We start from the raw sequence: 23,605 nt of genomic DNA on the forward strand, positions 1-23,605 counted from the left end.
CAAGATTCTTGCCAGAGGTCAGCGTATTCCGGGAGGCACCATGGGGATGTTCAGCGAGTCGGTGGACGTCGCGTGCACCCCGTCCGGCCAGCCGCTGTCCCTTGCCTGGGGCGGCCGGCACTACGACGTCTGCGCCGAACCGGTCCGCTGGTTTGAGCGGCGGCAGTGGTGGGCCGAGGAGCAGCGGGCTCCGCTGGGCAGCGGCCCGGGACTGGTGGACCACGAGATCTGGCGGATCCAGGTCCGGGACGCCGGTAACCCGGAGGACACCCTCACCCTGGACCTGAGCCGTCATCTGGGCAGCGGTCGCTGGCGGCTGCTGCGGATCCACGATGCCCTGCGCACTATCAGGAAGCCCGAGTCGGCATGAGCTTCACCCACCTGCACGTTGCCACCGCCTTCAGCGCCCATTACGGGGTGTCCTGGCCGGAGGAACTGGCTGCTGCCGCCGCCGCGGACGGGGCCACGGCGCTCGCCTGCACGGACCGTGACGGGCTTTACGGCACGGTCAAGCACCTGAAAGCCTGCATGGCGGCAGGGCTTGACCCAGTCGTGGGGGTGGACCTGGCAGTCTTCGACGACGACGGCGACCTCCGAACCCAGCTCGGCGGCCGCGTCGTCGTACTGGCGCACGGGCACAACCGCGGCGCCGGCTACCGGGCGCTGTGCCGGCTGGTCTCCGACGCCCACGCCCGCACCACGGGCAAGGCCGGAGGAACGGTGCCCGTCGCCGTGACCAGGGCGGAACTGGCCTCCCGTGCCCTCGACCCGCAGACCCTCGAACCGGTGCTGACCGTGCTGATCGGCCCGGACTCCGACGTCGGCCGCGCGATGGGCGGCCGGCGCTACCTCCGGCCCCGCACGCTCTTCAAGCGCTGGCTGGACGCCATGCCGGCGGGAACTCTCGCCGCTGAGGTCGTCTCGCAGCTCAGCCCGCCCGGCGAGCCGCTGAGCACGGCCCACGCGGTGCGAATGCTCAAGCTCGCCGCGGAACACGCAGTCCCCGCGGTGCTGAGCAACGCCGTGCGCTACTGTGCCGAGGACGGTGCCGCGACGGCGGACGTGCTGGACTCCGCCCGGACACTGAAATCCCTTCCCGAGCTCTCCGCCGCGCCGCAGCTGCAACCCAACGGGCAGGCCTGGCTGAAATCCTCCGCGCAGATGCTGCGGCTGGGCCAGGAAATCATGCACGCCGCCGGCTACGGCGCCGCGGACCTCAAGAGCCTGCTGGCACACACCGAGGCGCTCGCGGACCGCTGCCGGATGGATCCGGTCACGGACATGGGATGGAAGCAGCCCGTGGTCCCGGAGGCCTCGGTGATCGGAATTGCGGGGGACCCGCTCGTGGAACTCACGCAGCGCTGCGAGGCCGGCATCAGCCGGCGCTTCCCCGGGATCGCCGGCAAGCCAGCCGAAGAAATGCGCGCCCGGCTGGAGCACGAACTGCGGATCATCGACAGTCTTGGTTTTGCCTCCTATTTCCTGACGGTGGCCGAAGTGTCCCGGATGATCCTGGACATGGGGGTCCGGGCGGCAGCCCGCGGCTCGGGCGCCTCCAGCCTGGTCAACTTCCTGATCGATGTCAGCCAGGTCAACCCGCTGCAGCACGACCTCATCTTTGAACGATTCTTGTCCCGGGACCGCGCCACCCTGCCGGACATCGACATCGACGTCGAAAGCGCCGAACGGCACAACGTCTACCGGAGGATCTTTGAGCGCTTCGGCTCCGAACGCGTCACGCTGATGAGCATGCAGAACGGCTACCGCGCCCGCGGGGCCGTCCGCGACGCCGGCCTGGCCCTCGGCATGGACGGCGGCGACATCGACGAGATCGCCAAACAGCTGTGGCGGTTTTCGGCCCGGAACTTCCGTGAGGCCCTGGTGGAGAAGCCGGAGCTGAAGGAATTCGCCGGCCGGGTGGAGCAGCGGGACTTCACCGAAAACCAGCAGCTGGACCTGTTGGTGGACCTGACCGAACGGCTGGACCGGCTGCCGCGGCACATCTCGATGCATCCCTGCGGGGTCATCCTGGGCGATGCGACACTGCTGGACCGCACCCCCGTGCAGCCCAGCGGCCTGGGCCTGCCGATGAGCCAGTTCGACAAGCACGACATGGATCCGATGGGCATGCTCAAGCTCGATGTCCTTGGCGTCCGGATGCAGAGTGCCATGGCGTTCGCGGTCCGGGAGGTGATCCGGCTGCACCCGTCCAAGGCCGAGGTGGTGGCGGCCGGCCGCCACCCCGCAGGCCCGGACGGCTCCGGCCCGGACTACATCGCAGCCGACGGCCGCATCGACCTCAACGCCGTCCCGCTCGACGACGAACCCACCTATGAGCTGATCCGCAGCACCCACACCCTGGGCTGCTTCCAGATCGAATCCCCGGGCCAGCGGGAACTCATCGGCAAGCTGGCGCCCCGGGAATTCAACGACCTCATCATCGACATCTCGCTGTTCCGGCCGGGGCCGATGAAGTCGGACATGGTCCGGCCCTTCCTGGAACACCGGCACGGCTTCGCGCCGGAGGTCTACCCGCACCCGGACCTCAAGCCGGTGCTGCAGGAGACGCACGGCGTCACCGTCTTCCATGAGCAGATCCTCAAAACCTTCGACGTCATGACCGGCTGCGGGCTGGCCCGGGCCGATGAATTCCGGCGGGCCCTCGGCAACGAGGTGCTCGAGGGACGGGTGGAGGAATTCTTCCGCCGCGAAGCCCGGGCCCGGAACTACACCCCCGAGGTGGTGGACAAGGTCTGGGGGACGCTGAAAGCCTTTGGCAGCTTCGGCTTCTGCAAGGCCCACGGCGCCGCCTTCGCCGTGCCCACCTACCAGTCCGCCTGGCTCAAGACCCACCACCCCGAAGCCTTCCTGGCCGGGCTCTGGGAACACGACCCGGGGATGTACCCCAAGCGGCTGCTGGTGGCCGAAGCCCGGCGGCTGGGGATCCCCATCCTGCCGCTGGACATCAACCGCAGCCACGCCGAATACCGGGTGGAACGGGTGGACACCGGCCCGAACCGGGGCAAGCTCGGCATCCGGCTGAGCCTGAACGGCATTTTCGGGCTTTCCGGGGCCGAGCTGAAACGGATTGTGGCCGGCCAGCCCTATGATTCCCTCGCGGATCTGCGTGCCCGCACCCGGCTCAGCAAGCCGAGCATCCAGCGCCTGGCGCAACTGGGCGCCTTCGACTCGCTGCACCGCTCCTCCGGCAGCACCGCCAACCGGGCCGACCTGGTCCAGCACCTGCAGCAGCTGCAGGGCAGGCCGCAGCGCAAGGGGGTCGAGGTCATCGAGGGGCAGTTGGCCTTGCCGCTGGGCGACGTCGAGCTCAAAAACCTGAAGGGCGGCCTGCCGGCCCCTACGCTGGTGGAAACAGTGCGCGCCGAACTGGACCTGTTGGCCCTGGATGTCAGCGGACACCTGATGGACAGCCACCGCCCCTTGCTGGACCGGCTGGGCGTTACGACGGCGGACAAGCTGCTGGGACTGCGCAACGGTACCGAGGTGCTGGTGGCCGGGGTGCGGGTGGCCACCCAGACCCCGCCGATGCGCGGCGGCAGGCGGGTGGTGTTCATCAGCATCGATGACGGCACCGGCTGCGTGGACTCGGTCTTCTTCCATGAGGCCCAGGAACAGTCCGGTCCGCTGCTGTTCGGCACCCGGCTGCTGTTGATCCGCGGTACCACCCGGCGGACCGGGCCGCGGGGCATCAGCGTCAGCGCCTCGATGGCCTGGGACCTCAGTCGGACCGAGACGCTGCCCTTCCCGGCGCCCGCCGCCAACCGGACGGCTGCTGCCGAGCCTGGCGCCGGCGGAGCTGCCGCCCCCGCGCAGGGCCGTCCTGAGCACCCGGTCCAGGGCCCGCTGGACGGGATCCGCCGGACCCTGGCCATCACCGGGTTCTCCGGCTAAGCGGCGGCAAAACGCCTGTCGGCCGGCGGCCTGCCGCGTTGGTTGGCCTATCCGGAACCCGATAGCATGGACGAGGCTGGCTGTGGTCCCCGTACGCCACAAGCTACGAAGCCTTAACTTTGAATAGGAGACACCCGTGTCAGATGCCCAGCAGATCACCCTTATCGTCGACGGCGAAGAGACCAAGGTGACTACCGGGACCACCGGCGCGGAACTCTTTTTTGAGCGCCGCGACGTCGTTGTGGCCCGCGTCAACGGCGAGCTGAAAGACCTGGACCAGCCGCTGCCCGAGGGTGCGGCGATTGAAGGCGTCACCATCGATTCCCCGGACGGCCTCAACGTCCTGCGCCACTCCACCGCTCACGTCATGGCCCAGGCCGTGCAGCAGTTGCGCCCCGACGCCAAGCTCGGCATCGGCCCGTACATCACCGACGGCTTCTACTTCGATTTCGACGTCGAGGAGCCGTTCACCCCGGAAGACCTGCGCCAGCTGGAAAAGATGATGCAAAAGATCATCAACCAGAACCAGAAGTTCGTCCGCCGCGTCGTCTCCGAGGACGAGGCCCGCGAAGCCATGAAGGACGAGCCCTACAAGCTGGAACTGATCGGCCTCAAGGGCGCCGGCTCGGACGCCGACGGCTCCAGCGTGGAGGTGGGCGGCGGCGAGCTGAGCATCTACGACAACGTGGAGCGCAAGGAAGGCGCCACCGTCTGGTGCGACCTGTGCCGCGGCCCGCACCTGCCCAACACCAAGCTGATCTCCAACGCCTTCGCCTTGACCCGCTCGTCGGCCGCCTATTGGCGCGGCAGCGAGAAGAACAAGCAGCTGCAGCGCATCTACGGCACCGCCTGGCCCACCAAGGAAGCCCTCAAGGCCTACCAGGAGCGGATCGCCGAGGCCGAGCGCCGCGACCACCGCAAGCTCGGCGCCGAACTGGACCTGTTCTCCTTCCCGGACGAGCTGGGCTCCGGACTGCCGGTGTTCCACCCCAAGGGCGGCATCATCCGCAAGGCTATGGAGGACTACTCCCGCCAGCGCCACGTCGACGCGGGCTACGAGTTCGTCTACACCCCGCACATCACCAAGGGCCACCTCTACGAGGTCTCCGGACACCTGGACTGGTACCGCGAGGGCATGTTCCCCCCGATGCACATCGACGCGGAACTGAACGAGGACGGCACCGTGCGCAAGCCCGGCCAGGACTACTACCTGAAGCCGATGAACTGCCCGATGCACAACCTCATTTTCCGCTCCCGCGGACGCTCCTACCGCGAACTTCCGCTCCGGCTCTTCGAATTCGGCTCGGTGTACCGCTACGAGAAGTCCGGCGTCGTGCACGGCCTCACCCGCGTCCGGGGCATGACCCAGGACGACGCCCACATCTACTGCACCCGCGAGCAGATGAAGGACGAGCTCACCAAGACGCTCAACTTCGTCCTCGGCCTGCTCAAGGACTACGGCCTGGAGGACTTCTACCTGGAACTCTCCACCAAGGACCCGGAGAAGTCCGTGGGTTCGGACGAGGTCTGGGAGGAAGCCACCCAGACCCTCGCCGAGGTGGCGCAGGAGTCCGGACTGGAACTGGTCCCTGATCCGGGCGGAGCCGCCTTCTACGGCCCGAAGATCTCGGTGCAGGCCCGCGACGCCATCGGCCGGACCTGGCAGATGTCCACCATCCAGCTGGACTTCAACCTGCCGGAGCGCTTCGAACTCGAGTTCCAGGCCGCGGACGGCACCCGCCAGCGCCCGGTCATGATCCACCGCGCCCTTTTCGGCTCCATTGAACGCTTCATGGGCGTCCTGACCGAGCACTACGCCGGCGCCTTCCCGGCCTGGCTGGCCCCGGTGCAGGTGGTCGGCATCCCCGTGGCCGAGGCGTTCAACGACTACATGTTCGACGTCGTCGACCAGCTCAAGGCCGCCGGGATCCGCGCCGAGGTGGACATCTCCTCGGACCGTTTCCCGAAGAAGATCCGCACCGCCAGCAAGGACAAGATCCCGTTCGTGCTGATCGCCGGCGGGGACGACGCCGAGGCCGGCGCCGTGTCCTTCCGCTTCCGCGACGGCAGCCAGGACAACGGCGTGCCCGTTGCCGAGGCCGTCCGGCGGATCGTCGACGCCGTCCGCAACCGGACCAGCTAGGGGAGCAGCACGTGCAGGAGACCACAGGCGCTGTCCCGGGCTACCCGGGTGACGACGGCGTAACCGACGACTTTGGCCTGGCCGGGGTGCCGGACGCTTTCCAGCGCCTGTGGACTCCGCACCGCATGGCGTACATCAAGGGCGGCCAGCACCAGTTCAAGAACCCGGATGACTGCCCCTTCTGCGTCGCTCCCGAGCGCGAGGACGACGACTCCCTGATCGTGTTCCGCGGCCGGTCCTGCTACGTCGTGCTCAACCTCTTCCCCTATAACCCGGGCCACCTCCTGGTCTGCCCCTACCGGCATATCCCCGATTACACGGACCTGACTGTCGAGGAGACCGCGGAGTTCGCCGAGCTGACCCAGACGGCGATGCGGGTGCTGCGTAAGGTCGCGAACCCGACCGGCTTCAACTTAGGGATGAACCAGGGCGTGACCGGCGGGGCCGGCATCGCGGGCCACCTGCACCAGCATGTGGTGCCGCGCTGGGGCGGGGACGGCAATTTCTTCCCGATCATCGCGCAGACCAAGGCGATCACCCAGACCCTGGGCGAGGTCCGACAGCAGGTCGCCGAGGCCTGGCCCCAGGCCAATGACCAGGCCAATGACGAGGCCAATGACGAGGCCAATGACGAGGGCAGCGACCAGGCCGGCCCTACGGGGCAGCGGCCCTCCGGGACGTCGGATGCTGAATAAGCACGCCCGCGGTTTCTTCACCGCGCTGTTCTCGCCGCTGGCCCGCTGGCTGCTGCGGGTGGGTGTCTCGCCCGACGCCGTCACGATCATCGGCACCGCCGGCGTCGTCGTCGGAGCGCTCGTGTTCTATCCGCTGGGCCAGCTCTGGTGGGGAACGCTGTTCATCACGGCGTTTATTTTCTCCGATGTCATCGACGGCATCATGGCCCGGATGCAGGAACGGGGCGGACGCTGGGGCAACTTCCTGGACTCCACCCTGGACCGGGTCGCCGACGGCGCCCTCTTCGCCGGCGTCGCCATCTGGTTTTTCACCGGCGGCGCCGATATCCCCATCGCCATCGCCGCCGTCGTCTGCCTCGTACTGGGCATGGTGGTGTCCTACGCGCGGGCCAAGGCCGAGGCGCTCGGCTACCACGCGAACGTGGGCATCGCGGAGCGGGCCGAACGGCTGGTGTCGGTCCTGGTGGTCACCGGCTTCACCGGGATAGGCCTCCCCACCGTGGTCCTGTTTGCCACCCTCTGCCTGCTCGCCCTGGCCAGTTTCGTGACGGTCGTGCAGCGCATCGCCTCCGTGCACCGCCAGTCGCTGGAGGAAAATACGGGAAGCGCCACGGAACAGGCCGCCTGAGCCCGTAATCGGAATTCAACCCCGCCGCGGCGGGGGACTAGTATTAGGCTTACCGGCCAATGGTTCCCGGTAATCCGGTGTGTGCGAGCCGGTGTATGCGAGATTGTCATCTGCGTGCCGTCCGCGCCCCGGCGAGGTCATCTATCTACCCATAGGGGTTTTTGTGTCTACACCTGATGTAAGCAGCGAAGCCGGCGCGTCCGCCAAGAACGTTACGGGCAGCAGCCGCGTCAAGCGCGGCATGGCGGAGATGCTCAAGGGCGGCGTCATCATGGACGTCGTCAACGTCGAGCAGGCCCGCATCGCCGAGGACGCCGGTGCCGTGGCCGTGATGGCGCTGGAACGCGTTCCCGCAGACATCCGCGCCCAGGGCGGCGTGTCCCGGATGAGCGATCCGGACATGATCGACAAGATCATCGACGCCGTCTCCGTGCCGGTTATGGCGAAGGCCCGGATCGGCCACTTCGTCGAAGCCCAGGTCCTGCAGTCGCTCGGCGTGGACTACATCGACGAGTCCGAGGTCCTGACCCCGGCCGACTACACCAACCACATCGACAAGTGGAACTTCACCGTTCCGTTCGTCTGTGGTGCCACGAACCTCGGCGAAGCGCTGCGCCGCATCAACGAGGGCGCGGCCATGATCCGCTCCAAGGGCGAGGCCGGCACCGGAGATGTCTCCAACGCCACCACCCACATGCGCCAGATCCGCGCCGAGATCCTCAAGCTCGCCGCCCTGCCCGAGGACGAGCTCTACGTCGCCGCCAAGGAGCTGCAGGCCCCGTACGACCTGGTCAAGGAAGTTGCCGCGACCGGCAAGCTTCCGGTGGTGCTGTTCACCGCCGGCGGCATCGCCACCCCGGCCGACGCCGCCATGATGATGCAGCTCGGCGCCGACGGCGTCTTCGTCGGCTCCGGCATCTTCAAGTCCGGCAACCCGGCCCAGCGCGCCGCCGCCGTCGTGAAGGCCACCACCTTCTTCGACGACCCGGACGTCATCGCCAAGGCCTCCCGCGGCCTGGGCGAGGCGATGGTCGGCATCAACGTCGACGAAATCCCCCAGCCGCACCGGCTCGCCGAGCGCGGCTGGTAGCGTTCGACTGCTTCTCCACAGACTCGGCGCCAAGGCGCCTCGTCCATGGAGCCTCTGCAGTCTCTCTTATTAAGCCAAGAGAGTTAGGCGCGTCTGTTGCCTGATTTTTGACCGACGACGGCGGCGGGGGCCCTTTTACGCGCGTTGCCGGATCACACCGCCCCGCGCCTTGCGCTTCTGATTGAACGACGGCGGCGGGTCACCTTTCTGAGGTGACCCGCCGCCGTCGTTTGTGTTCTGGGGGTCAGTCGAGGCCGCGGCGCTTGAGCAGCGGTTCGAGCCGGGCTTCCCGGCCCCGGAAGGAGCGGAAGGATTCCAGCGGGTCGCGGCTGTTGCCCCGGGAGAGCAGCTCGGCCCGGAAGAAGTCACCGTTCGCCCGGGTCAGGCCGCCGTTTTCCTTGAACCATTCGACCGTCTCGGCGTCGAGCACCTCGCTCCAGATGTAGGAGTAGTACCCCGCGGCGTACCAGCCGCCGGCAAAGATGTGCTGGAAGTAGCCGGTGCGGTAGCGCGGCGGGATCAGGCTGTGCGCGACGCCGGCGGCGGCCAGGGCCTTGGCCTCGAACTCCAGCGCGTCCTCGGGGATCTCGGTACCGTCGAGCACGTGCCAGGCGAGGTCCAGCAGCGCGGCGCCAAGGTACTCGGTGGTGCCGAAGCCCTCGCCCCAGAGGGCGGCTTCGTTGAGCTTGTCCACCGCTTCCTGCGGCAGCGGCTCGCCGGTGGCGTGGTGCCGGGCGTAGTTGGCGAGCACCTCCGGCCACATGATCCACATTTCATTGACCTGCGAGGGGTACTCGACGAAGTCACGCGGCACCGAGGTGCCGGCGAACCTGGGGTAGGTGACCGAGGAGAACAGCCCATGCAGGGCGTGGCCGAACTCGTGGAAGGTGGTCCGCAGCTCGTCCAGGGTCAGCAGCGTCGGCTCGCCGGCCGGCGGCTTGGAAATGTTGAGGTTGTTGATCACCACGGGCCGGGTGTTCAGCAGTCCGGATTGCTCCACGAGGGAGTTCATCCAGGCCCCGCCGCGCTTCGAATCCCGGGTGTAATAGTCGCCCAGGAACAGGCCGAGGTCGGTGCCGTCGGAGTTCTTTACCTCCCAGACCCGGACATCGGGGTGATAGCCCTCAAGGTCGGTGCGTTCGTGGAAGGTGATGCCGTACAGGGCGGTGGCGGCGAAGAAAACTCCATCCCGGAGCACCCGGTCCAGCTCGAAGTACGGCCGCAGGGCCTGCTCGTCCACCGAGTACCGTTCACGCTTCACCTGCGCCGAGTAGTAGGCCCAGTCCCAGGCCTCGAGCGGGTGGCCGGCGACCTCCGCCAGCGCCTCCGCCTCGGCGTCGGCGTTCCGGACGGCGGCCGGGGCGAGCCGGTTCATCATGGCCTGCACGGCCTCGAAATCGGGGGCGGTCTGCTGGTCCACACTGAGCTCGGCAAAGTTGGCGAAGCCAAGGAGGCCGGCCTTCTCCGCGCGGAGCCGGACCATGTCCTTGACCAGGTCCAGCACATCGAGGTCGCCACCGCCGCTGCCACGGCCAACCGACGCCTCGAAAAGCCGGCGCCGCACCTCCCGGTTCTCCAGGGCGGCCAGCGCGGGCTGGTTGCTGGGCTGGATCAGGGTGAGCAGGAATTTCCCCTCGTGCCCCGCGGCGCGCGCGGCTTCGGCGGCGCTGGCGACGTCGTCCGCCGGGAGACCGGCGAGCTCGGCGGCGGCGTCGTCCAGCAGCAACGAGGCGGACTTCATGCCCTCCTTGACCCGTTGGCCGAACTCGGTCCCGAGGGTGGACAGCTCGGCGTTGATGGCCTTGAGCCGTTCCTGGCCGGCCGCGTCGAGCTGGATGCCGGTCTGGCGGAACTCTTTGAGGTATTCCTCCACGAGCCGGTTTGATTCCCCGTCCAGCCGGTCGGTGTTGATGGCGGCGAAGCGCTCGTACAGCCCCCGGTTCAGGTACACCGCGTCCTGGTGGGCCGAGAAGCTGGGGGAGAGGCGGGTCTCGAGCTCCCGGATGGCCTCCGAGGCGTCCGCGGACACCAGCGTGAAGAACGACGCCGCGGCACGCTGCAGCAGCTGTCCGGAGCGCTCCATCGCCAGCGCCGTGTTCTCGAAGGTCGCAGGCTCCGGGTCCGCCACGATGGCCTGGATCTCGGCCAAGTGTTCGGCGAGGCCGGCCTCGACGGCCTCGGAGTAGTGCTGGACCTCGATGTCCGCGAATGGCGGCAGTCCGTAGGGCAGGGTGCTGGGACTCAGAAGGGGATTGGTCATGAAATAACTCTTTCATGCACAGCGCCGGTTCTCAATGGACCGCTAGGCGTGTTGTGACCCGGGCCACCGTACGATGACAAAATGCGAATCATCACCCCCACGCTGCGCGGACGGCTGCTGGCCGGGTCCGCCGCGGCTCTCCTGGCGGTCTCCCTGGCGTCTTGCGGCCTCGTCGCCCGCCCGGACTCCAGCGCGGGACCGTCCTCGGCGGCTGCCGCCAATACTGCCGGGACCACTGCCTCTGGAACCCCGGGATCCACGCCGGACGCGACGCCGACACCCACCCCGACGCCGACGCCGGGGAAGGGGCCGGCCTGCGCCGCCATCCGCTGCACCACCGTCCTGGTCACCGGGGACATGCTGGTCCACGCCCAGCTCTGGGAGCAGGCCCGTGCCGACGCCCTCGCTACCGGTGCCAAGGGCCTGGACTTCGAACCGCTGCTGGCGGGCCAGCGCAAGTACATCGAAAAGAGCGACCTCGCGGTCTGCCATCAGGAAACACCGGTCTCCGGACCCACCGGGCCGTTCTCCGCCTACCCGTCGTTCAACGTGCCGCCGCAGATCATCACCGCCGCCCAGCAGGTGGGCTACCAGGCGTGCACCACCGCCAGCAACCACACCATCGACCAGGGCACCGCGGGCCTGGTCCGCACCCTCGACGTCCTCGACGCGGCCGGACTGCAGCACACCGGCTCCTACCGCAGCGAAGCCGACTCCCGCGGCGTGATGATCCTGAATACCGCCGCCGCCACGGTGGCCGTGATCGAGGGCGCCTACGGTTTGAACGGGCAGACCCCGGAGCACGCCTGGCAGGTGGACATGCTCGATCCCGCCGCGATGATCGCCAAGGCCCGCAAGGCGAGGGCACTCGGGGCGGACATCGTGCTGGGCGTCATGCATGCCGGGGACGAGTACGCCAACGTGCCGAACGAGCAGCAGCGCACCGTGGCCCACGCGCTGGTGGACAGCGGCCAGTTCACCATGATCTACGGCCACCACACCCACTCGGTGCTCCCGATTGAGCGCTACAAGGGGACCTGGATCGTGTACGGGCTGGGCAACGGCGTCACCGAACTCTCGCCCTGGTACGTGGTGAACAACGAGGGGCTGCTGGTGCGGGCGCAGTTCAGCCAGGACGCCGCGGGCAAGTGGTCCGCCTCGGACCTGGCCTGGGCGCCCTCGGTCATTGTGCGCGGGCCTTACCGCTGGTGTTCGGTCGCCTCCGACGCCCCGCAGGGTCCCTGCGCCGGTGCCGCCGCGGACGCGGCCACCCGGCTCCGGACCCGAACCGTGGTGGAATCGATGGGCGCTGCCGCGGCAGGCGCCCATGAACTGCTGATCACGAAGGAGCGGTAGCCCTGGACACACTGAGCGAACGACGGCGGACTGTCGGCGCGCACGGTGCCGAGCTGGCCGTCGTCGAATACGGCCGGCAGCCGGGTCCGGACGTTCCGACGTTGCTGCTGGTGCACGGGTATCCCGATGACCACCGGGTGTTCCTGCCCGTCATCCGGGAGCTTGCCGCAACGCACCACGTGGTCGCGTACGACACCCGCAATGCGGGCGCCTCCGTCGTCGGGAGCCCCGGCGACTTCAGCCTGGCCACGCTGGTGGACGATCTTTTTGCCGTGCTCGACGCCGTCGGAGCCGCCGGGGTGCATCTGGTTGGCCACGACTGGGGGTCGATCCAGGGCTGGGCAGCGGTGCAGGATCCGCGTGCCGCCGGTGTGATCCGCCGCTACACGAGCATCTCCGGCCCGGACCTGCGCCACTTCTCGCGCTGGGTGCGCTCACGGCTCCGGGACCCCCGGTCCTGGCGGCAAGCGGCCGGGCAGTTGCTGCGCAGCTGGTACATCGCGGCGTTCCTGGTCCCGGTGCTGCCGGAGGCTGCCTGGCGGCTGTTCCTGACCGGGCGCTACGAGCGGGGCGCCAAACGCAGCGTCGGCAACGACCCGGTGCGCGGGCTGGCCCTGTACCGCAGCAACTTCCGGTCCGCCCGGAACTGGCCTGCACCCGCGCGGGTGGCGATGCCGGTGCAGGTGGTGGTCCCGTTGCGGGACCCCTTCCTGTCCCCGCACCTGGTGGAGGGGCTTGAGGCGTGGGTGGATGACCTGCGCGTGGTGAGGGTGGACAACGGCCACTGGTGGCCGGCTACCCGGCCGGCCGAGCTCGCGGCGCTGCTCAGGACTAGCGGAGCTGGAGGATGACGACGACGGCGGCGCCCGCGGTCCATTTGCTCTGCGGGCTCAACGGTGCGGGCAAAACGACGCTGGCCCGGGAACTTGAGGCAACCTTGCCGGCCGTGCGGTTCAGCCTCGACGACTGGATGCTGCGGCTGTATCCGGGCTTGCACTACGCGGCCGAGGAGTACGGCGGCCGCGCAGAGAGCTGCAAACTGCTCATCTGGGACACGGCTGCGCAGGTCCTGCGCGCCGGGACGGATGTGGTCCTCGACTGGAACCAGTGGAGCCGCGCCCGGCGGGCGCTGTGGCATGGGAAGGCGACCGCGGCCGGGTTCGACGTCGTGCTGCATTATCTCCAGACGCCCTTGGACACCGCCCTTGAGCGTGTCCGCCGGCGGACCCTGGCGGAAGAACCGGGTTCCCATGCGTTGGAGGACTCCGGGGTCCGGCACCTGGCGGCAATCTTCGAGGAGCCGGGGGAGTCGGAGGGGCTGGAGATCCTCCGGGTGTCGGGCAACTGACCGCGGCGTCCGGCGCTTCTCAATTCGTCAGCGAACCCGACAGGTTGCAGGCCATAAAGACGCTGTTGGGGTCGGGCAGGTAATCGGCGAACGGCTGGCAAAGGACAAATCCGTGCCGTTCATAGAGCCGCCGTGCCGGTGCGAAGAAGTCCTCCGACCCCGTTTCCAGGCACACCCGGCCGTAGCCGCGGTTCCGTGCCTCGTCGAGGATCCGGGCCAGGAGGAGCGCGGCGATGCCACGGCCGCGGGCGTGGAGCGCTGTCCGCATCGACTTGATCTCGCCCTCGCCCGTGCCGAGGTCCTTCAGCGCGCCGCAGCCAAGCAGCGCGCCGCCGCCGTCGCGCGCGGTCCAGAAGGCGATCTCCGGACCGGCCAGCGCGTCCGGGTCCAGGGCGTGCACGCTCTCGGCCGGTGAGGTCGCATACATGTCCGCGAGGTGTTCTTCCAAGAGGCGCCGGACGTCCGGGCGCGCCGGGTTGTCGCGGGCAACCTTGATCATGCGGCGCGCGTCAGCGGGGCCGGCGGGCCGCGTGGTCGCGGGCCAGGACGGCGTACGAGTCATCCGGGGTGCCCGGTGAGAAGCTGCCGTACTTGCGCTCGACGGCGGTTCTTATCAGGAAGTCTGCCAGCGCGGGGTTCTTGGGCAGCAGCGAGCCGTGCAGGTAGCTGGCGACGATGTTGCGGTAGCGGGCGCCTTCCTGGCCGTCGCTGCTGTTGTTGCCGGTGCCCTTGGCCGTGGTTCCCAGCGGCGCGACGCCCGGGCCCAGCGTGGTCTGGCCGCTGTGGTTTTCGTAGCCCAGCACGGTGCCGAATTCGGGGGAGGCCACCGAGACGTTGCCGATCAGCCGTTCGTCCGTGCCGTGCGTCTCGACGTCCAGGATGCCGATGCCCGGGATGACGGAGCCGGTCCTGGTCTTGAAGAACTTCCCGAACAGCTGGTACAGCCCGCAGATCACCAGCATCGGCGTGCCGGCCTCGGCGAGTTCCTTCAGGGCGGTCTCGCGGGAGAGCAGGTCATCCTGGATCACCAGCTGGCCGCTGTCCTGGCCGCCGCCGCCCACGATCAGGTCGACGCCGGCGGGGAACTCGTCCCCGACGTTGTACTCGAGCAGTTCCGGGGTGTACCCGTGCCAGCGCAGGCGTTGGGCCAGGACCAGGGCGTTGCCCCAGTCGCCGTAGATGTTCATGTCCCGTGGATAGAGCTGCAGCACGCGGATGCTGCCCTTGCTGGGGGCCGGGGTGTCCTCGGGGGGCAGTTCGTGCCCGAAGGAGAGCCCATTCGGGGTTTCTGGGGACGCGGGGGTCATGAGACCACCTCCACTGTGGTGATTTTGGACAGCTCGCGGCGGATGGCCAGCATGGCGGTGTAGGTGCAGAAAATCCGCTTCGGCTTGTCCTTGGAACCGCGGATGAAGGCGGCAAGCGCGGCGGCGATGTCCGTGTCGACGGCGCCGATCGCCACGTCGTCGTATTGCAGCCTGAGCGCCATGTCGTAGGCGCGCGAGCCGGAGAGCTGGTCCACGCCGCCGTCGCGCAGGGTGTCGAATTCGACGTCCCACAGCCAGGACATGTCCCGGCCGTCCGCGTAATTGTCATTGATGGCGATCATCGTGGCGTAGCCGGCGGCCGGGAAGGACTTCAGGCCGAGGCGGAAGCCGCTGGGGTTCTTGACCAGGACCAGTTCCAGCGGCAGTCCGTCGACGACGAGGCTTTCGCCGCGTCCGAAGGCAGGGGCAACGTTGGAAAGCGCCGTCAGCAGGCCGGCGTGGTCGGTGCCCGTGCCGCGGGCGCCAGTGATGGCCCGCGCCAGGCTCAGGGCAGCCGCAGCGTTGAAGATGTTGTAGACGCCGCGGAGCTTCATCCCGGTGCTGACCGTCGCGCCGTCGTACTCGAAGTCGGCGTCGTCCGCGCCCACCCGGCGGAGGACGACGTCGGCACCCGGCTTGGCGGGGGCCGGAGGCACCGGGCTGCCCGGCGCGGCACGCATTTCGTCGTCGTTGGGGAACGTGCTGAGCAGCGAATCATCGAGGCCGAAGTAGCGGACCTCGGGACCGCCGGCCGCCGGGCCGTTGAGCGTGTCGGCGATGCGGGCCACGCGTGGGTCCTCGCGGTTCAGGACGACGGTCCCGGAGGTCTTGGCGGCGATGTGCTGCAGCAGCTCGGCAGTCTTGTCGATCTCGCCGAAGCGGTCCAGCTGGTCGCGCAGGACGTTCAGCAGCAGGCAGTAGCGCGGCGGGACCTTGTTGACGAAGTGCACGGCGTGGGCCTCGTCGAGTTCCAGGACGGCGACGTCGGCGTCGAGCCGGCCGCGCCAGTCCACCTCGCCGAGCAGCGCAGCGGCCACGCCCCGGGTGAAGTTGCTGCCGGTGCGGTTGGTGAAGACCTTCAGGCCCTGGCTCTCCAGCAGTTCCACGACCATCTTGGTGGTGGTGGTCTTGCCGTTCGTGCCGCTGACGACGGCGACGCCCAGCGGCAGTGTGGAGAGCGTCCGTTGCATGAAGCCGGGGTCGATTTTTTCGACCACCAGGCCGGGGAGGGCTGAGCCTCCGCCCCGGAGCCGGGAGACCCGGCGGACGAGCTTGCCGAGCGGAACGCTGAAGTAGAGCATGCTTTGTAATATATCCCAGCGGCGGCATGGAACCCGGTCCGGGGGCGCGCTCCGGTGCGGCCCCGGGGAGCGCGGCGCATTATGCTGGCACCATGACCACCCCCCTTTCTTTGCCTGGTTCCGGCGCGGGATCAGGCCTCCGGATCGGCGTCCTGGCGCTCCAGGGCGACTTCCGTGAACACCTGCACGCCGTGGAGGCAGCCGGCGCCACGGGCATCGGCGTCCGCCGCCCTGCCGAGCTGGACGGCCTTGACGGCCTCATCATTCCCGGCGGGGAATCGACGACCATCGACAAGCTCGCCCGGATGTTCGAACTGCGGGATCCGCTGCGCGAACGCATTCAGGCCGGCCTGCCGGTCTATGGTTCCTGCGCCGGCATGATCCTGCTGGCGGCGGACATCGCCGACCCGGCCCGGGACCTTGCCGGCAACCCCCAGCAGACCTTCGGCGGCCTGGACATCACGGTCCGCCGCAACGCCTTCGGCCGGCAGCGGGAATCGTTCGAGACCGACCTTGAGTTCAAGGGGCTGGAGTTCAGCGCCGATGAATCCGGCGTGGCTCCGGTGCACGCCGTGTTCATCCGCGGACCCTGGGTGGAGCGCGTCGGCGCGGGCGTTGAGGTCCTGGCCCAGGTGGAACCGTCCAAGGCCGGCCACCCGGAATCCCTCGACGGGACGGCTAGAATTGTTGCTGTGCGTTCCGGCAAGCTGCTGGCCACCTCCTTCCACCCGGAAGTGACGGGGGAGAAGCGCGTGCACGAATTGTTTATTCGAATGATCAGAGGAGAAGCGTAAAGCATGTCAGGCCACTCCAAATGGGCGACGACCAAGCACAAGAAGGCCATCCTGGACAGCCGCCGGGCCAAGTCGTTCGCCAAGCTGATCAAGAACATCGAAGTTGCCGCGCGCATGGGCGGACCCGACCTCGCCGGCAACCCGAGCCTGGAACTCGCCGTCACCAAGGCCAAGAAGACCTCGGTCCCCGCTGACAACATCGACCGCGCCATCAAGCGCGGCGCCGGCCTCACCGGCGAGGTCGTGGACTACACCGAGATCATGTACGAATGCCGCGGACCGCAGGGTTCGGCCCTGCTGATCGAGTGCCTTACGGACAACAAGAACCGCGCGGCCTCCGAGGTCCGGCTCGCCATCTCCCGCAACGGCGGCACGATCGCCGATCCCGGTTCGGTCAGCTACCTGTTCTCCCGCAAGGGCGTCGTCTCGCTGCCCAAGAACGGCCTGAGCGAGGACGACGTGCTGATGGCCGTCCTCGACGCCGGCGCCGAGGAAGTCAAGGACAACGGCGACAGCTTCGAGATCCACTCCGAACCGACTGACCTGCAGGCCATCCGCGATGCGCTCAAGGAAGCCGGAATCGACTACGACACCGACGAGGCCGAGTTCGTGCCCTCCATGCAGGTGCCGCTGGACCTCGACGCCGCCAAGAAGTTCATGAAGCTCGTGGATGCCCTGGAAGAGCTAGACGACGTGCAGAACGTCTACAGCAACGCAGACCTCAGCGACGAAGTGCAGGCCGCACTGGAAGCCGAGTGACCCTTCGCGTCCTCGGCGTCGATCCGGGCCTCACCCGCTGCGGCATCGGCGTCGTGGACGTCGAGAAAAACCGGCGCGCCACGATGGTGGCGTTCGGCGTCGTCGGTACCTCCCCGGAGGAGAGCCTGGACCAGCGGCTGCTTGTCATCGCCACCTCGATCGACGACTGGCTGGACAAGTATGAGCCGCAGGTCCTCGCCGTCGAACGTGTCTTCTCCCAGCTCAACGTCAGCACGGTCATGGGTGTGGCCCAGGCCTCCGGCGTCGTGATCGCGGCCGCCGCGCGCCGCGGCATCCCGGTGGCGTTGCATACGCCCTCGGAGGTCAAGGCCGCCGTGACCGGCAGTGGAACGTCCAACAAGGACGCTGTCACCAAGCTCGTCACCAAGATCCTGCGGCTGGATGCCCCGCCGCGGCCAGCCGATGCCGCCGATGCGCTGGCACTGGCCATCACGCACGCGTGGCGGGCCGGCAGTGGTGCCGCGGTGGCCACCACAGGGCCGGGAAGCCAGTCCCTTACCCCGGCCCAGCGCGCCTGGGCCGACGCGGAGGCCAAGGCGCGCCGCGCGCGCTGAATGTCCGGGGCGCTTGCTAGGGTATTCGTAGATATGTTCGGATAGCCGGCTGCCAACCCAGCCGTAGACCCAGGAGCCAGGCCTTGATCAGTTTTCTCCGCGGAACCGTAGCGCACGTTGGCCTGTCCTCGGCAGTGATCGACCTCAACGGCGCCGGCATGAGCGTCAACGCGACGCCGCAGACCCTCAGCAAGCTCCGCGTCGGGGACGAGGGCAAGCTCTTTACTTCCCTGATCGTGCGCGAAGACTCGCTGACCCTTTTCGGCTTCTCCAGCGACGACGAACGTGAGGTCTTCGACGTGCTGCTCAGCGTCAGCGGCGTCGGCCCGCGCCTGGCCCTGGCCGTCCTGGCCGTCCATGAGCCCGAGGCGATCCGGGTCGCCGCGCATTCCGGTGACGGCAAGGCCTTCACGAAGGTTCCCGGAATCGGCCCCAAGGTCGCCGGCCGGATCGTGCTGGAACTGGCCGGCAAGCTGGTCCCGCACGGCACGCCCGGAGGCTCCGCGCCGGCCGTGTCCGCCGAAGCCGTGTGGAAGCCGCAGGTGGTTGCCGCGATGACGAGCCTGGGCTGGTCCGAGAAGGACGCCACCGCCAGCATCGACAAGTCACTGGCCGATTCCCCGGAGCTCGCCGAAAAGGGCAACGTCGCGGAAATCCTCCGCGCCACGCTGCGCTGGCTGGGCCAGGACGGCGCCCGCGCCGGCAACAGGGTAGGCGCCCGTGGCTGAGCCGTCGCTCGTCGCCGGGGGCGAGGAACCCGAGGAGCGCGCGATCGAGGCCGCCCTCCGGCCCAAGAACCTGCACGACTTCGTGGGCCAGCACCGGGTCCGCAAACAACTCTCCCTCGTCCTGGAGGCCTCCCGGATGCGCGGCCGCAGCGCCGACCACGTGCTGCTGTCCGGGCCGCCCGGCCTGGGCAAGACCACGCTGTCCATGATCATCGCCGCCGAGATGAACGCCCCGCTGCGGATCAGCAGCGGCCCGGCCATCCAGCACGCCGGTGACCTGGCCGCCATCCTCTCCTCGCTGTCCGAGGGCGAAGTCCTCTTCCTCGACGAGATCCACCGGATGTCCCGCCCGGCCGAGGAGATGCTCTACATGGCCATGGAGGACTTCCGCGTCGACATCGTCGTCGGCAAGGGCGCCGGGGCCACCGCCATCCCGCTCGAGCTCCCGCCCTTCACCCTGGTCGGCGCCACCACCCGCGCCGGGCTGCTGCCGGGGCCGCTGCGGGACCGGTTCGGTTTCACCGGCCACCTCGAGTTCTACTCCGTCGAGGAGCTCGAACTGGTGCTGCGGCGCTCCGCCGGCCTGCTGGACCTGAAGGTGAATTCGGCCGGGTTCAGCGAGATCGCCGGCCGGTCCCGGGGCACGCCCCGAATTGCCAACCGCCTGCTCCGCCGCGTCCGGGACTGGGCCCTGGTGCACGGCGTGGATCAAATCGACGCCCGGACGGCGTCCGCTGCCCTCGACATGTACGAAGTGGACAAACGCGGCCTGGACCGCCTGGACCGTGCCGTCCTGGAGGCGCTGATCACCAAATTCGGCGGCGGACCGGTGGGCCTGTCCACCCTGGCGATCGCCGTCGGCGAGGAAACCGAAACGGTGGAGACCGTCGCCGAACCATATCTGGTCCGGGAGGGTCTGCTGGGCCGGACGCCGCGCGGTCGGATTGCCCTGGCCCCGGCGTGGACCCACCTGGGTTTTGCGGTGCCCGCCGGCGCCTTCGGGCAGGACCCGCTGGACCTGTTCCAGGCCGGCACCCCCGATAGTGGACCGGCCGGCTTCGGCGTGGATGCCGAGGGCGAAGTCGATCCGGAATGGATCCGTAATAGTCAATAGCACTCGCTAGTGACCTTTTCCCTTTAGACTGGTATGACGCTCGGCACGTTCGGGCCATTGTTTCCGTGTGCGGCTACCGCTAGCCGCTGCCGGCCGGGCATGATTTTCTGCCAGGTCTACTGCCAGGGCCCACACCAGGCGGCCCCGGAACGGAACGGACGTTGCTGTGAAACCAGCTTGCAAGTACAGAACGGAACTTTCCCCTTGGATCCAATGACTATTCTCCTGTTCGTCATGCTCGGCGTGTTCGTCTTCATGATGTTCCGCCGCAACAAGAAGACGCAGCAGCAGCAGGCAGAGCTCCAGTCGAAGTTCGGCACCGGCGTTGACGTCATGACCAGCTTCGGGCTGTTCGGCCGCATCGTTGAGATCGACGAAGCCGAGAACAAGGTTGTTTTGGAGCTCTCCCCGGGCAACACCGCCACCGTGCACCGCCAGGCCGTCACCAAGATCGTTGAGCCGGTTGTTGCCGCCGAGGAACCGACGGTTGTTCCCGACGATGCCTCCTCGCTGACCCTCGGGAAGACCGATGCCACCATCGACGGCGTCGACAGCGCCGCCACCGCCGGTGAGGCGCCCCGCCACGAAACGCCGGACGAAACCCTGCGCCGCCTGAACGACGAAGGCAAGAAAGACAGCTAGTCTGCCTCCTGAGCTATCCCGCGAAGCTACGGTGCGCGGGCATCCGCCGGTGCAGGCCTGACAGGCCGCACCGGCGGTTCCTCCGTAAACAATAGAAAGATCGACAATGGCACGAACTGGCCCCAAAAACTCAGCCCTCAGGGTGCTGGTCTGGCTTGGCGTAATTCTCGCCGTCTTGACTGCCGTCCTGGCGGGCGGCACCATGGCCGGGCAGGCGAGCTGGGCTCCCAAGCTGGCACTGGACCTTGAAGGCGGCACCCAGATGATCCTGGCGCCCAAGGTGGAGGGCGGTTCGGACATCAACGAAGAACAGCTCAACCAGGCCGTGGCGATCATCCGCCAGCGTGTGGACGGCTCCGGCGTCGCGGAAGCTGAAATCAGCACGCAGTCCGGCCGCAACGTCGTCGTCAGCCTTCCGGGCACTCCGTCGAAGGAGACCCGTGCGCTGATCCAGGCGTCGGCCGACATGAACTTCCGCCCGGTCATCCAGGCCGGCGCCGGCGCAGCCGTCCCGGTCGCGTCCCGGACCCCCGCGAACAAGCTGCCCAAGCCGACCGCCGCGCCCAAGAACAGCAGCGACGAGAACTGGGTCACCGCGGACGTCTACAAGAAGTTTGAGGCGCTCGACTGCGACAACCCGTCCCAGGACAAGCAGGAACGCTCCGATCCGGCCAAGCCGCTGGTTACCTGCGAACCCGCCTCCGACGGCAGGCCTGCAATCAAGTACATCCTCGGGCCGGTTGAGGTCAAGGGCTCGGACATCACGACCTCGTCCTTCCAGCTGCAGCGCGGCGCGCAGGGCGCGGTGACCAACCAGTGGGCTGTCGACATCCAGTTCAACGACGAGGGCACCGCCAAGTTCAAGACGGTCACCGAGCGGCTGAACAAGTTCTACGTCGCTGCCGGCGGCGAGACCGGTTCGGACCCGAAGGCGCAGTTCGCCATTGTCCTGGACGACCAGGTCATTTCCGCCCCGCGGGCCCAGGCCGTCATCACCGATGGCCGCCCGCAGATCACCGGCGGTTTCACCGAGCAGTCCGCCAAGGCCCTCTCCGACCAGCTGCGCTTCGGCGCCCTGCCGATCAGCTTCGAGATCCAGAGCGACCAGCAGATCTCCGCCACCCTCGGCGGTGAGCAGCTGCGGATGGGCATGCTGGCCGGCTTGATCGGCCTGCTGCTGGTTGTGGTCTACTCGCTGTTCCAGTACCGGGCGCTCGGCTTTGTCACCGTCGCCTCGCTCGTCGTCGCCGGTGCGCTGACCTACCTGGCCATCGCAATCCTCGGCTGGACCGAGAACTACCGCCTCTCGCTCGCCGGTGTGGCCGGCATCATCGTGGCAATCGGCCAGACGGCGGACTCGTTCATCGTCTACTTCGAACGCATCCGTGATGAGCTGCGCGAAGGCCGCGGCCTGGTCTCGGCCGTGGAAAACGGCTGGAAGCGGGCCAAGCGGACCGTGCTGGCGTCCAAGGCCGTCAACCTGCTGGCAGCCCTCGTGCTCTACTTCGTGGCGGTGGGCAACGTCCGCGGCTTCGCCTTCACCCTGGGCCTGACCGCAATCGCCGACCTGATCGTGGTCTTCATGTTCACCCATCCGACCCTGCAGGTCCTGGCCCGCACCAAGTTCTTCGGCGAAGGCCACAAGTTCTCGGGCCTGGACCCGAAGCGGCTCGGCGCCGTGCCCCTGTACCGGGGAGCCGGACGCATCCGCACGCCGGAGGACCGGCCGGTTGCGGCCCCGCGCGCCAAGAACACCGGTGCCGCGGCCGAGGCCGAACGCCGGATGACCATTGCAGAACGACGCCTCGCGGAAAAGCAGGAACAGCTTGCTGGTTCCTCCAAGAGCGCGTCCAAGGAGGGCAAGTAAATGGCCAGCTTCGCCACTTTCGGTAACGAGCTTTACACGGGCAAGCGCTCGTACGACTTCGTCGGTTCCAAGAAGATCTGGTTCCTGATCGCCGCGGCCGCCGTCGCGCTTTCCATCCTGCTGCCGATCGCCAAGGGCGGCTTCAACCTGGGCATCGAGTTCCGCGGCGGCTCGGAGTTCACGGTCTCCAACGTCAAGGACCGCGACGCCGCCCTCGGTGAGAAGGCCGTCCAGGAAGTCGTCTCCGGCAGCCTGCCGCGCGTCGCCAACGTCGCCGGCAACACCATGCGCATCCAGACGGACAGGCTCAGCGACGACGAGGTGATCAAGGTCAAGGAAGGCCTCACCAAGGCCTATGGCGTGACCGACAACGAGGTCACTTCGACGTTCGTGGGGCCCACCTGGGGCGCTGACGTGACCAAGCAGGCGCTGCTCGGCCTCGCCATCTTCGTGGGACTTGCCGCCGTCCTGATGGCGCTGTACTTCCGGACCTGGAAAATGTCCCTGTCCGCCCTCGCCGGCATGGCGGTAACGATGTTCGTCACGGCCGGGGTGTATTCGCTGAGCGACTTCGAGGTCACCCCCTCGGCCATCATCGGCTTCCTCACGGTGCTCAGCTACTCGCTCTACGACACCGTGGTGGTGTTCGACAAGATCCGTGAAAACACCTCGGACCTGCAGGCATCCACCAGGCGCACGTTCGCCGAAGAAGTGAACCTCGCCGTCAACCAGACGCTGGTGCGTTCCATCAACACCATGATGGTCGCCATCCTCCCGGTCGGCGCGATCCTCTTCATCGGGGCCGGACTGCTGGGCGCGGGCACCCTTCGGGATCTCTCGCTGGCGCTGTTCGTGGGCATCCTGATCGGCACCGCGGCGACCATCTTCGTCGCCGCCCCGCTGTACGCCTGGCTGCGCCAGGGGGAGCCGGACCTGATCAAGCAGGCCAAGCGCGTGCAGCAGCGCCGCACCGAGAATGCCGCCAAGGCGGCACCGGCCACGGCCTAGCCGGCAGGCCCGCAGAACACCGCCCGACGGGCCGGAGAACGTCCCCGCGACGTTCTCCGGCCCGTGGCCGTTGGTCCC

The 23,605-nt window shown here is 68.2% G+C and carries 21 protein-coding genes; 17 read left to right on the plus strand and 4 right to left on the minus strand.

Features of this window, described 5'->3' with window-relative positions; genetic code table 11:
* Positions 1 to 40: 40 nt before the first annotated feature.
* The 6 genes from AC1DBL_RS05730 (at position 41) to pdxS (ending at position 8,468) form a co-directional block, all read left to right on the plus strand.
* A complete protein-coding gene (locus tag AC1DBL_RS05730; RefSeq protein WP_476892446.1) occupies positions 41 to 370 on the plus strand; it encodes a DUF6504 family protein in 330 nt (109 codons plus the stop codon).
* Positions 367 to 3,912, plus strand: coding sequence for a DNA polymerase III subunit alpha (locus AC1DBL_RS05735; protein WP_476925654.1), 3,546 nt, complete (start codon positions 367 to 369; stop codon positions 3,910 to 3,912). Before AC1DBL_RS05730 ends, AC1DBL_RS05735 begins: the two co-directional genes overlap by 4 nt.
* A 136-nt stretch (positions 3,913 to 4,048) precedes the next feature.
* Entirely contained in the window at positions 4,049 to 6,055 is a 2,007-nt protein-coding gene (thrS, locus tag AC1DBL_RS05740; RefSeq protein ID WP_476925655.1) for a threonine--tRNA ligase, read from the plus strand.
* A gap of 11 nt (positions 6,056 to 6,066) precedes the next feature.
* Positions 6,067 to 6,750, plus strand: a complete 684-nt coding sequence (locus AC1DBL_RS05745) for an HIT family protein (RefSeq protein ID WP_476925656.1) — start codon at positions 6,067 to 6,069, stop codon at positions 6,748 to 6,750.
* A complete protein-coding gene (gene pgsA, locus AC1DBL_RS05750; RefSeq protein ID WP_441417679.1) occupies positions 6,740 to 7,378 on the plus strand; it encodes a phosphatidylinositol phosphate synthase in 639 nt (212 codons plus the stop codon). Before AC1DBL_RS05745 ends, pgsA begins: the two co-directional genes overlap by 11 nt.
* A gap of 163 nt (positions 7,379 to 7,541) precedes the next feature.
* Positions 7,542 to 8,468, plus strand: a complete 927-nt coding sequence (gene pdxS / locus AC1DBL_RS05755; protein WP_441417680.1) for a pyridoxal 5'-phosphate synthase lyase subunit PdxS — start codon at positions 7,542 to 7,544, stop codon at positions 8,466 to 8,468.
* A 244-nt stretch (positions 8,469 to 8,712) separates the two neighbouring features.
* On the opposite strand, the gene AC1DBL_RS05760 is transcribed toward pdxS, so the two are convergent.
* On the minus strand, positions 8,713 to 10,728 hold the full coding sequence (locus AC1DBL_RS05760) for a M3 family metallopeptidase (RefSeq protein ID WP_476916787.1): 2,016 nt from the start codon (positions 10,726 to 10,728) through the stop codon (positions 8,713 to 8,715).
* 81 nt (positions 10,729 to 10,809) lie between these two features.
* On the opposite strand from AC1DBL_RS05760, the gene AC1DBL_RS05765 reads away from it, so the two are divergent.
* The 3 genes from AC1DBL_RS05765 to AC1DBL_RS05775 are packed head-to-tail and all read left to right on the plus strand — an operon-like array spanning position 10,810 to position 13,432.
* The gene (locus AC1DBL_RS05765) at positions 10,810 to 12,084 is read left to right on the plus strand and encodes a CapA family protein (protein ID WP_476925657.1); all 1,275 of its coding nucleotides are present in this window, start codon (positions 10,810 to 10,812) and stop codon (positions 12,082 to 12,084) included.
* Positions 12,085 to 12,137: 53 nt separating this feature from the next.
* Positions 12,138 to 12,935 (plus strand): alpha/beta fold hydrolase, encoded by a 798-nt coding sequence (locus AC1DBL_RS05770; RefSeq protein WP_476925722.1) that lies wholly within the window; start codon positions 12,138 to 12,140, stop codon positions 12,933 to 12,935.
* Entirely contained in the window at positions 12,932 to 13,432 is a 501-nt protein-coding gene (locus tag AC1DBL_RS05775; RefSeq protein ID WP_476916786.1) for a P-loop nucleotide/nucleoside kinase family protein, read from the plus strand. Before AC1DBL_RS05770 ends, AC1DBL_RS05775 begins: the two co-directional genes overlap by 4 nt.
* A 19-nt stretch (positions 13,433 to 13,451) precedes the next feature.
* On the opposite strand, the gene AC1DBL_RS05780 is transcribed toward AC1DBL_RS05775, so the two are convergent.
* From AC1DBL_RS05780 to AC1DBL_RS05790, 3 genes are read right to left on the minus strand one after another with little or no spacing between them, the layout of a single operon-like run.
* Positions 13,452 to 13,931 (minus strand): GNAT family N-acetyltransferase, encoded by a 480-nt coding sequence (locus tag AC1DBL_RS05780; protein WP_476916785.1) that lies wholly within the window; start codon positions 13,929 to 13,931, stop codon positions 13,452 to 13,454.
* Positions 13,932 to 13,941: 10 nt separating this feature from the next.
* Positions 13,942 to 14,739 (minus strand): type 1 glutamine amidotransferase, encoded by a 798-nt coding sequence (locus AC1DBL_RS05785; protein WP_476925658.1) that lies wholly within the window; start codon positions 14,737 to 14,739, stop codon positions 13,942 to 13,944.
* Positions 14,736 to 16,040: a MurT ligase domain-containing protein gene (locus AC1DBL_RS05790; protein ID WP_476925659.1), complete on the minus strand. Its 1,305-nt coding sequence runs from the start codon at positions 16,038 to 16,040 to the stop codon at positions 14,736 to 14,738. Before AC1DBL_RS05790 ends, AC1DBL_RS05785 begins: the two co-directional genes overlap by 4 nt.
* Positions 16,041 to 16,132: 92 nt before the next feature.
* Here AC1DBL_RS05790 and pdxT point away from each other — a divergent pair, with 92 nt between their 5' ends.
* The 8 genes from pdxT to secF all read left to right on the plus strand — a co-directional run bounded on the left by pdxT (position 16,133) and on the right by secF (position 23,527).
* Positions 16,133 to 16,834, plus strand: coding sequence for a pyridoxal 5'-phosphate synthase glutaminase subunit PdxT (gene pdxT, locus AC1DBL_RS05795; RefSeq protein ID WP_476925660.1), 702 nt, complete (start codon positions 16,133 to 16,135; stop codon positions 16,832 to 16,834).
* A 3-nt stretch (positions 16,835 to 16,837) separates the two neighbouring features.
* Positions 16,838 to 17,593: a YebC/PmpR family DNA-binding transcriptional regulator gene (locus AC1DBL_RS05800; RefSeq protein ID WP_441417688.1), complete on the plus strand. Its 756-nt coding sequence runs from the start codon at positions 16,838 to 16,840 to the stop codon at positions 17,591 to 17,593.
* Positions 17,590 to 18,168, plus strand: a complete 579-nt coding sequence (gene ruvC / locus AC1DBL_RS05805) for a crossover junction endodeoxyribonuclease RuvC (protein ID WP_476908780.1) — start codon at positions 17,590 to 17,592, stop codon at positions 18,166 to 18,168. Before AC1DBL_RS05800 ends, ruvC begins: the two co-directional genes overlap by 4 nt.
* Before the next feature lie 83 nt (positions 18,169 to 18,251).
* Entirely contained in the window at positions 18,252 to 18,896 is a 645-nt protein-coding gene (ruvA, locus tag AC1DBL_RS05810) for a Holliday junction branch migration protein RuvA (protein WP_476908781.1), read from the plus strand.
* Entirely contained in the window at positions 18,889 to 20,010 is a 1,122-nt protein-coding gene (gene ruvB / locus AC1DBL_RS05815) for a Holliday junction branch migration DNA helicase RuvB (RefSeq protein ID WP_441417691.1), read from the plus strand. The genes ruvA and ruvB overlap by 8 nt, the downstream gene beginning before the upstream one ends.
* A gap of 213 nt (positions 20,011 to 20,223) precedes the next feature.
* Positions 20,224 to 20,652, plus strand: coding sequence for a preprotein translocase subunit YajC (yajC, locus tag AC1DBL_RS05820; RefSeq protein WP_441417692.1), 429 nt, complete (start codon positions 20,224 to 20,226; stop codon positions 20,650 to 20,652).
* A 106-nt stretch (positions 20,653 to 20,758) separates the two neighbouring features.
* Positions 20,759 to 22,519 (plus strand): protein translocase subunit SecD, encoded by a 1,761-nt coding sequence (gene secD, locus AC1DBL_RS05825; protein ID WP_441417693.1) that lies wholly within the window; start codon positions 20,759 to 20,761, stop codon positions 22,517 to 22,519.
* Positions 22,520 to 23,527: a protein translocase subunit SecF gene (secF, locus tag AC1DBL_RS05830; protein WP_476925661.1), complete on the plus strand. Its 1,008-nt coding sequence runs from the start codon at positions 22,520 to 22,522 to the stop codon at positions 23,525 to 23,527. It begins immediately after the preceding gene.
* The last annotated feature ends 78 nt before the right edge of the window (positions 23,528 to 23,605 follow it).

Source organism: Arthrobacter sp. 10T44 (genome assembly GCF_056393885.1).